We start from the raw sequence: 12,562 nt of genomic DNA, 5'->3' as shown, positions 1-12,562 counted from the left end.
AGACCCAGCATACAGGAGGCGCTCTTTCTTTTCAAACCGCAAATTAATTCATTACAGGAATAGCTCCTATCTATCCTTGGCGCCACTGCTCCGCGGTTCGGATGAAATCAACTCCGTCCGCCCAGCGGCGCAAATCATGCCTTCTCCCTCGAATGCGTACCTGCTGATCGTCCGCTTCAATGAAGAGACTTTCGCTGATGCTTCCGGACAGCGGTACCGATTCTTGATCGAAAGGATTACGGACCGATGAAGAGCCGACGAAGACATTGATCTCTTCATAATATATATTCGGGCAAGAGAGTTGTAAATGAGTATGGCCGGAAAAATAGACAACCTCGGGATATTTGGCCAGCATCGCCGTAGGTCACCTTCCCGCTGTCGTCCAGAATCAAATGATAAGTGCTCGAATCGAACGGTTCGTTTCCGGATGATCGTCTCGGCCAGGCGGAAGTTAGTCTCGATATAGAGACTGCTTTCTTCAAATAATGGAAACTAATTGTCGGGAAGAATCGTCTAACAGAGTAGGAGTCATTGAGGGATGCAAGCAATGACTGATCGAAATGTGCCGGTTGCCGGTTTTATTAAGCGCCGACGGCGGCATAAGATGAATCGAATGAGGTTAAGATCGGCGGGGACAGCAGCCCGGGACATTCTTCGGGAAGCGTATTTACGCTGAGTCAAGCCCCTGTATACCAAATAACTCTCGTTCAAAGCACATAGACACTATTAAGGTTTTTTTAAGACTATTCCCTATTCTGTCTTAAGAAATGATTCCTATAATGAACAAGGAGATCCAAAATAAAAAAATAAAGGGGGACCTGAATTTGCAGCTTCCATTGGAAAGGCCTTCGGCTCGCCGGCAGCAAGGATGGCTTCGCAGCAACTTCAAGCCGCTTCTGCTGCTGCTGACCATTCCGCTGTTGAACATCGTCTACCCGCTGCTTAATCATCCTGGGCGCGGAGTGACTTATTTGACAACGGCATTGGACCATCGCATTCCATTCTTGAAAATATTCGTGTTGCCTTATATCGCGTGGTATGCTTTTATTATTTTCGTCCTTGTATTATTATGTGCGAAGGACCGGATGACCTATTTCCGGACGCTGGGTTCCTTTCATATCGGACTTATCGTTTGCTATATTATTTTTTATTTCTACCAAACGGCGGCCCCCCGCCCGGAGCTAACCGGAGATGATTGGTTAACCGCTTTGGTCCGGTTCATCTATTGGTCGGATCAGCCGTTCAACTGTCTTCCAAGCATTCATGTGCTGACGAGCTATCTGGTCATGAGGGGATTGCTGGCAAGCTCGATTCGGGGCTTCGGGTTGCGGCTGTTTACTATCGTTACCGCGGTGCTTATTATTTTATCGACGCTGTTTATTAAACAGCATGTAATATTGGATGTGTTCGCAGGCATTCTGCTGGGTGAATTGGCTTTCGTCCTGAGCCAGGCCATCATTCAGCAGGTCCTGAACGGAAGGAGCAAGCATGTATGGCAAAAGAAACAATACTCCTTGTCGACGATGAAAAAGAAATAGTTGATCTGCTGGAAATTTATTTAAAAAATGACGGTTATCAGCTTCTTAAAGCCTATAACGGCCTGGAAGCATTGAACATATTAGAGTCCCATGTTGTCGATCTCATTATTCTGGATATCATGATGCCCAAGATGGATGGCATTCAGGCCTGTCTGAAAATCCGCGAGCAGAGGAACATGCCGATTATCATGTTGTCGGCGAAGAGCCAGGACATGGACAAGATCACGGGCCTCAGCATGGGAGCGGACGATTATGTGACGAAGCCGTTCAATCCGCTTGAGCTTATGGCGCGGGTCAAATCCCAGCTCAGACGCTACAAAAGGCTGAACACCCCCTCCGATGCCAAGGCAGAGGAGATAGAGATCGATGATCTTACCATCAATGTAGCTACCCATGAGGTCAAAGTCGACGGACGTGAGGTCAAGCTTACTCCGCGGGAATTTTCCATTCTGGAGCTGCTGGCCAGAAACCGGGGCATGGTCTTCAGTATTGAGAAAATATACGAGCGGGTTTGGAAGGAAGCTTTCTTCGAATCGGAAAATACGGTGATGGTGCATATTCGAAAAATAAGGGAGAAAATCGAGGACAATCCCCGAAAGCCCCGATTTATAAAGACAGTGTGGGGGGTCGGCTATAAAATTGAAAATTAAATTCACGCCGTTCAAATGGCTTGGCCGGATTTTTCCTTTTAATTGGATCGGGGACATCTTCCGCTTCTCCTTTAAAATGCTGATCCAGGGCGTCAATAAAGTTCAGGAGAGCATCCGGCTGCAGTTGATCGTCACCTTCGTCATTTGTCTTCTCGTCTCGATGCTCACTTACAGCCTGAGCGCTACCTTTTTCGACCAGTATAATAAAGTTGCCCGGATTGATTATACCGAGGGCAAGGCAGAGATTGAAAGAGAGGCAAGAAGTATCGTTACCCGGCTGCAATATAAGCTTTCGGGAATATCTGAGGATGAAGTCAAGCCCATTATAGAGGATATGGTCCAATACAGCTCCTATAAAATGCTGATCCTATCTCTTGACGGGAAAGTGCTGTATAAGACCCCCAATACAACGGAAACTCAAGTCGACGTTCACCACCTCATCTCCAATGCGATGAATGAACGTATTTATAACGATAATACTTCGAAGGAATTCATCTCCTTTTTTCCGATTGATTTGGTTAGCGAGAAGGCTTATCTGGTAGTAAGCGGGATTCCGCGCCCGCAAATTGAATATGACCCGGGTTCCAGTCCGATTCCGCTAATAGCCGCAGTTGCCGCATTCATAGGTTTGTTCTACTGGCTGACGAAACGAAAGATGAAGGACGTGGAGGAGCTTGCCCAGGGGCTGCTGGAAATCTCCAAGGGCAATCTGGATTACAGGGTCCCGCATAAGTCCTCCGATGAACTGGGCTCGCTGGCGGACAACATCAACCACATGGCGAAGGAACTGCAGCGAACGATTGAGGAAGAAAGGCTGGCGGAGCGCACCAAGAACGAACTCATTACGAATGTCTCCCATGATCTGCGCACTCCCCTCACTCTCATTATCGGCTATTTGCGGCTGCTTAAAGATAAAAATTATGAGAACGAAAGGCAAGCGGAGACTTATCTGAATATCGCCGCCAGCAAATCGGAAAAGTTAAAGGGACTGATTGACGACCTGTTTGAATACACGAAGCTGTCCAATCACGGAGTCAGCCTCGCCAAGGAAAGGGTCTGCCTGAATGAATTGATCGAACAGCTTCTGGAAGAAACGGTCAGCTATGCGGAAGAGAACGAGCTTGTGCTGGAACGTCATCTTCCCGCTGAGAAGCTTATGGCGCATATCGACGCGGACAAAATCATCCGGGTGTTCGAAAATTTACTGACCAACGCCATTAAATACAGCTCCAAGCCCGGTGTGGTGTCTGTCCGTTTGACCAGAGAAGAAGGATATGCTCATATATGTGTCATCAATAATGGAGACCCCATTCCGGAAGATGAGCTGGACAAGCTGTTCGAAAGATTCTACCGCATTGACGCTTCGAGAACGTCCTCGACCGGAGGCTCGGGACTCGGACTGGCCATCGCCAAGAGCATTGTGGAAAACCATGACGGCAAAATCTGGGCCGAAACCGTAGGCCGCGAGATCCGCTTCTGCGTTCGCCTTGAACTGATTGACAGTTAATGATGTATTTCAAGGACTGTCTCAAATTCGCATAAAACGGAACATCCTATAAAGAAATGAAGCCAAAAAGGACCTCAAATCCCACTATGGAGCGGAAATGGGGTCCTTTTTTAGCTGCCAGCCCGACTTGGTGAGTGCTGATGAGTTTCCCTTCCCTTGGCGATTGGGCGAACCTAAATTGCTGCGAAAATACAGGAATTCTCTTGCCGAATGGCTGAATCCCTATTTCAAGAAGCAAAAAGATGTACTGTCGCAGGCTTTGCAGTGCACCCAGCCAACCTTATAGCCTGATATGCATCAGACTCCCAGGTGGTGCTTGAAAAATCGGAAACCGCCTAAAGAGACAGCCCCTTGCTCATAGTTCATCCCATAGTTTGTTTAAATACTCAAGGGATTGCGGGATGGTCAATGAAGAATTCTGTTCCGGTGCACATTCCAACGAAGCTTCTCCTGCGTAACCGGACCGTTTAAGTGTTCCCAGCAATTGTTTGAAATCGGCGCCTTTCTCCACAAGAGGACAGCCCGGCAGTCTCCGGTCCCGATCGGCGAGATGAACATGCGCCAGCAGCCCCATCTCCACGGCTTCTTCCAGGATGTCGTATTCCTCTCTCTGCATCAGCATATGGTAGGAATCCGCCGCGACACGAATATGGGGCAAATAGAGACCGGCGGCCAGTTCGATCGCTTCCTCCACCCATTTGATCCAATTGCATTCCTTACGATTAAGCGGTTCAATCGCCACGATTAACTCATGCTTCGCCGCGTGAGCTTCACATTGATGAAGGAAGGCTTCGAATTGCTCCGCTGCGGTTTCTTTATCGAAGCCTTGCGGGATATTCCGGGCTTGCCCCGCGCCCAGAATCACCGTTCCGGCTCCTAATCGCGCAGCCCGAAGAAAGGCGGACTCCAGATAGGCTTCCGTCAGCTCCGGGTTCACCTCCGGTCCCGTAAGCGGCAGGCCGGGTCTGATCATAGAATTCACTACCGGACAAGAAAGACCGGAGGTTTTCACCAGAGAAACCGCTTCTTCAAACTCCGGCTCCGCCAGTGCGGCGAGCGGGCTTAACGGCAGTTCCACCCTATCCAAGCCGTAGCCGGCGGCCTCCTCCAATTTGGCCTGCAGCCGGGCCATCCATTCCTTCATCCCTCCCGCCTCGGAGTTCCCTTGCCGGGGATAATCCAATACAATACATAAACCAAATTTCATTTATTTGACCACCTCAATCGCGTAGTATCGTAAGATTGACTGCCATGCCTATCTTAACATTATCCAAACATCCCTTGCAGCATCATGGAATTCCAATGGAACATTAGAAAGCTAAAACAAGCGGAAAGCCACCGTAAAACAGGCTGTTCCCTGTCCGGTGTTTTCCGCTTGTAAATTATTTTTCGTTCCCAATGATCGCCAAAACTTACTATTTAGATTTGAAAATTAAAATATACATACCACTTGTCGTCGTTCTCTTTTATCAAATTGAATTTTCGTTCTATTTCTCCCTCGTTTTCGATGTTTAATTTAATTTGTGCCTCTGCGTTGGTAGAATCCACTAGTTTAACCTTTAATATTTTATAATCGACGAGTTTAACTTCATGTATGTTTCTTTTGTAAAACGATACCAAGGACTCCCGATCACTGAATGTGACATCTCGAAGATTTGCCACTACTTGATCGATATCTTCGTTTTTCACTCCCTCTAAATAACTCGATAGAGTTTGCTCAATTGAGACTAAGGATGATTCATCATTAGATTTTCCTGCAGATGAAAAATAATAAATAGAGACAGTTGCTACAGCAATTAAAAATAATACTACTACCAATAAAATACTTTTTTGTTTTTTTGCTTCCATATAATCCCTCCATTATGATATAATCATTATACCATAATATTCCATTTACGGAATAAAAAATGATAGGTTGTGGAAAATTTGAAACTTCGCAAGTATGTTTTGTCATCATCCCTGTGTTTAGCGCTAGTTACAGGCTCCGTCGCTTCAGTGAATGCAACTCCTTCTATTTCTGAGGCAAAGGTTGATAGACTTAATGAGACTCAGAATCCTATGACAGTCAGCAAATCTTCCGGGGCTCCAATAGGTGTTGCTGAACCTCTTGCAGATTCTCAATTTCGTATAATGTCTCCAGTTAACGAAAAAGAGATTTATAGCTTTACTTTCACCGGGGTTACTTACTCCGGACTTCAATCCAAAACATTTTCTTCAACTGGCAAAAACATCCAAATAAATTCCCAAGCTGATGCAGATAATTACAACTATGCAAGCGGGGATTATTATATTGAGTTATGGAAAAAAAGATGGTTCGGTAGCGATACGAAAGGTAAGCTTAAATATCCGTTTGGCACACAGACTGTTTATGTAGGAAAATGGAGTGACGTAGGTGACGGAGACTTCTTTTTTACCGTTTGGGTGGATTCCGACTTGCCGCAAAAAATCGACGGTGCAGGGAAGGTTTATCAGAACGACGGTTGGTAATATATCGTGAAACAAGGGGAGGAACTCCCCCGCAAGCAACGCCCACTACCAAGTAAAAAAAGATAAAAATCGATTAACAGCCTCGGTCCTGAAATCTACGGGACTGGGGCTGTTTAATTTTCGCCTTGGAACGGTTCGTTTTTTTAAATCCTCCTACTGTTCCCCCCTCTGCTGTAAGGAATTCCCTCTGCAAATGAGTTTTTGTTCTACAGATATTTAAAAAGATTGATGACCTTTTCATTCTCCTTTATAATAAAATTGTTGAAAAATAATATTTATTTATCAGATAATAACGATAATAAACAATTATTGAATGATCCCCTCGACTCTTTGGAACGCTAACTTTGGACAGGAGGACGAAGAGCGGAATGAATATCAATCAATTGGAAACTTTAATTACTATTTCGCAGACGATGAGTTTTCGCAAAGCTGGAGAAATGCTGAATTTGACCCAGCCTGCTGTTTCCGCTCAGATCAAGAGTTTGGAGGACGAGTTTAAGACGGTGCTGATCGACCGGAATCAACCGGTCACCTTAACGGACAGCGGCCAGGTTTTTCTCGAGCATGCTTATAAAATTTTACGAACCGTCGAGGAGCTTAAGCAGAAGCTGTCGGATTTGGAGCATAAGCCCCAAGGTCATATTAATTTGGGGACGACCACCTCCATAGCTGTGCAAATCCTGCCGAGGGTGCTCTCCTACTTCCAGGACCAATATCCGCTTATCAAAACAACTATTCATTCCATGCCCACCTCGCAAATATTGTCCAGTGTCGAAAGCGGCGCCATAGATATAGGTATCGCTTATCTGTTTGACAAAAACCCCGGGCTGGAAACTTCCATCCTCTATTACGATACTTTCGAATTAGTGGTATCCCCAGATCACCCATTGGCTAAATCTTCTCATGCCTCTGTCGAATCTCTTGACCGACTGCCTTTTATTATGCTGTCTCCAGACACTGCCGTTCGCAGATTTGTGGACCAGCTGATCCGAAAGCTGAATATTCATCCGCAGATTGTTATGGAGCTGTCCAGCAGCGAAGAGGTTAAGCGGATGGTGGAATTGAATCTGGGAGCGGCGATTATTTCCAAAATGTCGATTTCCAACGAAATTCGGCTGGGCACACTTAAAATGGTTAATATCAGCGAGCTGGAGACTCCTCATCCGGTCGGAGTCATCTATAAATCCGGACGCTACTTAAGCTCAGCCATCAAACAATTCTTGAACGATTTAAAAGGGATGCCGGAAACTCATTTCATCGGCTCGGAATAAACCATCTCCATGACAATCATTAACCCTACATTCCGAGTACTTGGCGGGACCCCGAACTTATAAATTCTAAATGTAGACCGAAGGAGGCGCGACATGAAATTCGATTTGCATACCCACCACGAAAGATGCGGACATGCGGAAGGCTCTATTCGCGATTACATTGAAGCGGCTATAGAAGGAGGACTGAACGTCATAGGCATTTCCGACCACTCTCCTTATTTCGGCAGAGAGGAGGATCATGCGGAGCCTTACATTGCCATGGCCAAAAGCGAGTTCTCCCATTATATCTCCGAGGTGCTCAGGCTGAAGGAGGAATATAAAGACCGGATTGAAATTCTGCTCGGAGTTGAGTCCGACTTCTTCCCGGAGCACGCCGACCTTTACCGGCAAATCTATGAGCAGTATCCGTTCGATTATATTATAGGAAGCGTGCATCAAACCGGAGGGGTCAGCATTTTCAACCGCAACCGGTGGAAGAAGCTTGACGATGTGCAGAAAATTAAGGCTAAGGAAGAATACTACCGTCTGATCCTGCAATCCGCCCGAAGCGGCATGTTTCAGATTCTGGGACATATCGATGCCATGAAAGGTTTTTATCCGCAGTTTTCCCAGCTTCCGACCAAGGCTGTAGAGGAAACCTTGAAGGTCATCGGGGATGTCGGAGTCGCTATCGAAATTAATACTTCCGGCAAAACGAAAGATTGCGGAGGATGGTACCCTTCCGACGACATTCTGGAACGGGCGCTATATTATGGTGTTCCGGTCACCTTCGGTTCCGATGCTCATATCCCGTCGCGCATAGGCGATGAATGGGAGCTGGTTCAGAGAAAGCTCCGGGAAATCGGTTATAAGGAATGGGTCTTCTTCCGTCAGAAGCAGCCGGTCTCGGTCCCGCTGTGAGAACGCGTGCGTTGCGGCGCTGTATGACGGTTGATCGGACTGATTGATGCCATAACATTTGGACTTCTAGAGGTCCCGCTACCAAAAGAACGAAGACCTGCAGATGTGCAGGTCTTTAGAAGGATTTAAGCTGAAGTCGGCAAAAGACATGCAAAAGTGCAGGTGAATTGGCGATTTTGCCGATTTTCCGCTTTTGCTGGAGAAAGAAACTGCAGATTTATCCGTCTTTCCCGTGATTTGCCGAATCTCCGCTAAAAGACCTGCACTTTTGCTCTTCTTTGGGGCAGGACCGCCAAAATCACTTGGTAAGCCTCCCCCTATTCGTTCAATTCTTCCCGAACCGTTCCTTAGCCATAAACCGTTTCCCCGTTTTCCCCGGCGCTATCATTTCCAGCCGGCTGCCTGATTACACTTGGGCACCTCTGCTCGCTATTCATCGCTGCCGAAGGTGACCAGCCGGTTATGCAGCTCATAATAAAACCCTCGACGCCGGAGAAGCTCTTCATGCGATCCGGCTTCTGTAATTTTACCGTCCTGCAGCACCAGAATCCGGTCCGCCTTCTGAATCGTATTCAGCCTATGCGCAATGACGAAGCTTGTTCTCCCCTTCATCAGCCTCTGCAGAGCATCTTGAATTTTGACTTCCGTAACCGTATCTATACTGCTCGTAGCCTCATCCAGGATGAGAATGACCGGATTTGCCAGAATAGCGCGCGCAATGGACAGAAGCTGCTTCTGCCCTTGGCTGATTCCGCCGCCGCCCGGCTTAAGGACCGTATCGTATTGATTTCGCATTTTCATAATAAAGGAGTGGGCGTCAGCCATTTTGGCCGCTTCCTCCACTTCCTCGTCGGTCGCATCCAGCCTTCCGTAGCGGATATTCTCGCGAATCGTTCCCTGGAAAAGGAAAGAATCCTGAAGGACGAAGGCCATCTGCTTCCGCAGGTCGGCCCGATGAACTTTCTTGATATCAATCCCATCCACCGTTATAACCCCGCTATCCGTATCGTAAAACCGGGACAGCAGGTTGATAAGAGTCGTTTTGCCCGCACCGGTAGGGCCGACCAGAGCGATCGTCTCCCCGGGGGCCGCATGAAAGCTGACGTTAGAGATGGTTTCCCCGCCCTTGTCATAGGCAAAGGATACGTTCGAGAAATTCACCTCTCCCCGAAGCTCGGTGAGCCGCACGGACCCGGCCGTCTCCTTCTCCTCCGCCTCTTCGTCCAGAATATCGAAGACTCTTTCCGCCCCGGCAACGGCAGACAGAAGGGTATTGAATTGGTTCGCCAGATCGTTAAGCGGCCGGGTGAACTGCCTGGAGTACTCCACGAATACGATAATGGCCCCGATCGTGATCAAATTTTTAAGAGCCAGAATGCCCCCCACTCCGGCAATCATCGCAAAGCTCAAATTATTCAGTACGTTCATCACCTTCGGGATGAACCCGGTGAAGGTCTGCGCCCAGAAAGCCGATCTGCGTATACGTTCATTCTTCTCCTTGAATTCGGCAATGACTCTCTTCTCCTGCGAGAACATCTTGACAATCCGCTGGCCGGAGATGGTTTCCTCGATGTGACCGTTAAGATCGCCGAGATTCTTCTGCTGTTCCTTGAAAAGCCTGCCCGTTCTCTTCGTGATCCATTTCGTTCCGTAAACCATGGCGGGAACGACCAGGAACGTAAGTAAAGTCAGCAGCGGACTGAGCCACAACATAACGGAAACCGCTCCGATTAACGTCAATAAACTGGAACAAATCTGGATGAACGAGCTGTTCAGGGTGGAGCTTACATTTTCTATATCGTTGGTTACCCGGCTCATCAGCTCGCCGTGCTGTCTCTTGTCAAAGAAAGATATGGGCAGCTTGTGTAGATGTTCAAACAGTTGGGAACGCATAGAGAAAACGGTCGATTGCGCGATCCCGATCATCCAATAGTTCTGGAGCCATACCGTAACGGATTGCAGGACGTAGACACAGGCCAATCCCAGCAAACTGTACAGGAGTCCGCTGGAGTTCTGCAGCACGATGTAGTTATCCACCGTTCTGCCTACCAGAAAAGGACCCAGCAAGGTCAGCCCCGAGCTGGCTATGACCATTAGAAGCACAAGATACAATTTCGCCTTGCTGCGGGACAAATAACCCCATATTCTTCGCAATGTAGCGGACCAGTTCCTCGCTCTTGGTTTAACTTTGGAAGAGACGGGCTGGTTGGGACTTGCTTCCCGACCCATGGCTGTTCTTGGATACTGGAAGGGCCTAATCAATTCCTTGAGCATGCTTCGACCGCTCCTCTCCGAATTGGGATTGATAGATACGCCGGTACAGGGAGGAATGTTCCCACAGCTCCTCATGGCTGCCCTTGGCCAGCAGCTTCCCGTCTTCCAGGAGCATGATCGTATCTGCTGACAATGCCGCCGTCATTTTCTGGGTGATCATGAACAGTGTGCACGGATACTCTCGTAACGCAGCCAGCAGCTTTGCCTCTGTCTTGGTATCCAGAGCGCTCGTACTGTCATCGAGCATGACGATTTTCGGCTTGCGCACCAATGCTCTGGCAATCGACAGACGCTGTCTCTGTCCACCGGACAGGTTGACTCCTTTTTGCCCCAGCATCGTATCGTATTGATTGGGGAGCCTCATAATCGTCTCATGAATTTGGGCTCTTCTCGCCGCCTCCACTATCTCATCCATAGTGGCATCTGCCTTGCCCCATGCTATATTTTCCTTAACGGTACCGGTAAACAACAGCGCTTCCTGTGGAACAAAGCCTATTTGCTGCCGCAGCTGCTCCATGGTCAAACGGCGTATATCCGTGTCATCTATGTAGATAGCTCCCCCGGTAACGTCATAAAGCCTGGGAATCAGCTGAAACAAAGACGATTTACCGGAACCGGTTGCTCCCATGATCGCCACGGTCTCCCCCGGCTTGACCTCAAACGAAATGTTATGTAAAGTCGGAGCGGCCGACTCCGGATACTGAAACGAGACGGAATCAAAGACAACCCTGCCTTCTCCAATTTGGCCAAAGGAATGGCTGCCTTCTCCATCGACCAGGTCGCCATCGCTGTCCAGCACCTCGGTAATCCGAGAGGCGGATGCCTTGGCCCGGGAAAAATTCATAATGATCATAGTAAACATCGACAACGCCATCGTCATTCTTGTGGCATAGTTAATAATAGCGACCACTTCACCCACACTGGCGCCCGAGGTTTGAACCTGCATACTGCCCACCCATAGAATGGCCATTATACAAACATTCATAAGCAGCAGCACGAAAGGCATCGTTGCTTCCGTGAACCGAAGCACGGACATCGTCTTATCCTTCAGCTCCTGGCTTGTGCCTGCAAATCGTTTAATTTCGTGGTTTTGCCGAAGAAACGCTTTAATCAGCCTCATCCCGGCCAAATTTTCCTGAATGACGCTGTTTACTGCGTCCAGCTTCTGCTGCACCGAACGGAACAGCTTCCCTGCTTTATTCATTGCCCAGAACAAAAAAACAAGCAAAACCGGGACCGCCAACAAAAGCAACAGCGCAAGCCGGGCATGGACAATAAACGACATGATAAGCCCGCCCACAACCAGCAGAGGTGAGCGCAGCATGATCCGCAAGCACATAAACACCGTATTCTGCACCTGGGTCACATCGTTGGTCAATCTGGTAATCAAGGAAGAGGCCGGGAACCGGTTAAAATTGGCGAAAGAAAACGATTGCACTTTTTCATACAGCTTCTCCCGTACGTCGAAGCCAAAGCTTTGGCTCACATGCGAGGCATAGAAGGAATTGATAATTCCGCTAACAAAAGCAAGAATGGAGCAGCCGACCAGTACCCCACCCCATTGGATAACAACCGATAAATTTTGCTGGCTGATCCCGTCGTCAATAATTTTGGAAATCAGAAAGGGCTGCAGCAGCTCCACCATCAATTCGGTGAACATCAAGAGCAGCGCAACAGTGACAGCTATCCGATACGGCTTCAAGAAAGACAGTATCTTCGTCATACGCCTTCCGTCCTCCCTCCAACGTACTGTCATCATCCATCGGTAAAGATTCCTCCATTGATCCTTCCGATATTCTGTAACCTCTGCATATGGCTTTACGCACCTTCATTAAATATAGTATATTTTTAATTTTTACGATAGGGTATGACTAATGCTTAAGACATGGGCGTATTTTTCTCACTAACAATTTACACTGATCTTATAAGCTAAAT

General features: G+C 47.9%; 11 protein-coding genes. 6 read left to right on the top strand and 5 right to left on the bottom strand.

Annotated features, from left to right (window positions below):
• Positions 1 to 70: 70 nt before the first annotated feature.
• Positions 71 to 355, bottom strand: coding sequence for a hypothetical protein (locus ACFQ03_RS03145; RefSeq protein ID WP_379285983.1), 285 nt, complete (start codon positions 353 to 355; stop codon positions 71 to 73).
• 469 nt (positions 356 to 824) lie between these two features.
• Here ACFQ03_RS03145 and ACFQ03_RS03140 point away from each other — a divergent pair, with 469 nt between their 5' ends.
• From ACFQ03_RS03140 to ACFQ03_RS03130, 3 genes are read left to right on the top strand one after another with little or no spacing between them, the layout of a single operon-like run.
• Positions 825 to 1,538: a phosphatase PAP2 family protein gene (locus ACFQ03_RS03140; RefSeq protein ID WP_186328469.1), complete on the top strand. Its 714-nt coding sequence runs from the start codon at positions 825 to 827 to the stop codon at positions 1,536 to 1,538.
• Positions 1,493 to 2,188 (top strand): response regulator transcription factor, encoded by a 696-nt coding sequence (locus ACFQ03_RS03135; protein ID WP_379285980.1) that lies wholly within the window; start codon positions 1,493 to 1,495, stop codon positions 2,186 to 2,188. The genes ACFQ03_RS03140 and ACFQ03_RS03135 overlap by 46 nt, the downstream gene beginning before the upstream one ends.
• Positions 2,178 to 3,695: a sensor histidine kinase gene (locus tag ACFQ03_RS03130; RefSeq protein WP_260982203.1), complete on the top strand. Its 1,518-nt coding sequence runs from the start codon at positions 2,178 to 2,180 to the stop codon at positions 3,693 to 3,695. The genes ACFQ03_RS03135 and ACFQ03_RS03130 overlap by 11 nt, the downstream gene beginning before the upstream one ends.
• 355 nt (positions 3,696 to 4,050) lie before the next feature.
• On the opposite strand, the gene ACFQ03_RS03125 is transcribed toward ACFQ03_RS03130, so the two are convergent.
• Both ACFQ03_RS03125 and ACFQ03_RS03120 read right to left on the bottom strand, forming a co-directional pair.
• On the bottom strand, positions 4,051 to 4,902 hold the full coding sequence (locus ACFQ03_RS03125) for a sugar phosphate isomerase/epimerase family protein (RefSeq protein WP_379285978.1): 852 nt from the start codon (positions 4,900 to 4,902) through the stop codon (positions 4,051 to 4,053).
• A gap of 212 nt (positions 4,903 to 5,114) precedes the next feature.
• Positions 5,115 to 5,543: a hypothetical protein gene (locus ACFQ03_RS03120; RefSeq protein ID WP_379285976.1), complete on the bottom strand. Its 429-nt coding sequence runs from the start codon at positions 5,541 to 5,543 to the stop codon at positions 5,115 to 5,117.
• A gap of 78 nt (positions 5,544 to 5,621) precedes the next feature.
• Between ACFQ03_RS03120 and ACFQ03_RS03115 the strand changes: the two genes are divergently transcribed.
• The 3 genes from ACFQ03_RS03115 (at position 5,622) to ACFQ03_RS03105 (ending at position 8,353) form a co-directional block, all read left to right on the top strand.
• Positions 5,622 to 6,182, top strand: a complete 561-nt coding sequence (locus tag ACFQ03_RS03115) for a hypothetical protein (RefSeq protein ID WP_379285974.1) — start codon at positions 5,622 to 5,624, stop codon at positions 6,180 to 6,182.
• Positions 6,183 to 6,550: 368 nt separating this feature from the next.
• Positions 6,551 to 7,453: a LysR family transcriptional regulator gene (locus tag ACFQ03_RS03110; RefSeq protein ID WP_379285972.1), complete on the top strand. Its 903-nt coding sequence runs from the start codon at positions 6,551 to 6,553 to the stop codon at positions 7,451 to 7,453.
• 93 nt (positions 7,454 to 7,546) lie between these two features.
• The gene (locus ACFQ03_RS03105; RefSeq protein ID WP_144940513.1) at positions 7,547 to 8,353 is read left to right on the top strand and encodes a histidinol-phosphatase; all 807 of its coding nucleotides are present in this window, start codon (positions 7,547 to 7,549) and stop codon (positions 8,351 to 8,353) included.
• A 429-nt stretch (positions 8,354 to 8,782) separates the two neighbouring features.
• On the opposite strand, the gene ACFQ03_RS03100 is transcribed toward ACFQ03_RS03105, so the two are convergent.
• Positions 8,783 to 10,627, bottom strand: a complete 1,845-nt coding sequence (locus ACFQ03_RS03100) for an ABC transporter ATP-binding protein (RefSeq protein ID WP_379285970.1) — start codon at positions 10,625 to 10,627, stop codon at positions 8,783 to 8,785.
• Positions 10,608 to 12,350 carry an ABC transporter ATP-binding protein gene (locus ACFQ03_RS03095; RefSeq protein ID WP_379285968.1) on the bottom strand — a complete coding sequence of 581 codons (1,743 nt, stop codon included), beginning with the start codon at positions 12,348 to 12,350 and terminating at the stop codon, positions 10,608 to 10,610. The genes ACFQ03_RS03100 and ACFQ03_RS03095 overlap by 20 nt, the downstream gene beginning before the upstream one ends.
• Between the last annotated feature and the right edge of the window lie 212 nt (positions 12,351 to 12,562).

Origin of the sequence: Paenibacillus residui (assembly GCF_042677205.1) — a bacterium.
Taxonomy (GTDB): Bacteria; Bacillota; Bacilli; order Paenibacillales; family NBRC-103111; genus Paenibacillus_L; species Paenibacillus_L residui.
This window is presented reverse-complemented; position numbering and strand designations above follow the sequence as displayed.

What these genes read in the sequence shown, in the direction of transcription:
- ACFQ03_RS03145 (WP_379285983.1), bottom strand. Translation starts at nt 355, where the DNA reads ATGCTGGCCAAATATCCCGAGGTTGTCTATTTTTCCGGCCATACTCAT.
- ACFQ03_RS03135 (WP_379285980.1), top strand. Translation starts at nt 1,493, where the DNA reads ATGGCAAAAGAAACAATACTCCTTGTCGACGATGAAAAAGAAATAGTT.
- ACFQ03_RS03125 (WP_379285978.1), bottom strand. Translation starts at nt 4,902, where the DNA reads ATGAAATTTGGTTTATGTATTGTATTGGATTATCCCCGGCAAGGGAAC.
- ACFQ03_RS03120 (WP_379285976.1), bottom strand. Translation starts at nt 5,543, where the DNA reads ATGGAAGCAAAAAAACAAAAAAGTATTTTATTGGTAGTAGTATTATTT.
- ACFQ03_RS03110 (WP_379285972.1), top strand. Translation starts at nt 6,551, where the DNA reads ATGAATATCAATCAATTGGAAACTTTAATTACTATTTCGCAGACGATG.
- ACFQ03_RS03105 (WP_144940513.1), top strand. Translation starts at nt 7,547, where the DNA reads ATGAAATTCGATTTGCATACCCACCACGAAAGATGCGGACATGCGGAA.
- ACFQ03_RS03100 (WP_379285970.1), bottom strand. Translation starts at nt 10,627, where the DNA reads ATGCTCAAGGAATTGATTAGGCCCTTCCAGTATCCAAGAACAGCCATG.
- ACFQ03_RS03095 (WP_379285968.1), bottom strand. Translation starts at nt 12,350, where the DNA reads ATGACGAAGATACTGTCTTTCTTGAAGCCGTATCGGATAGCTGTCACT.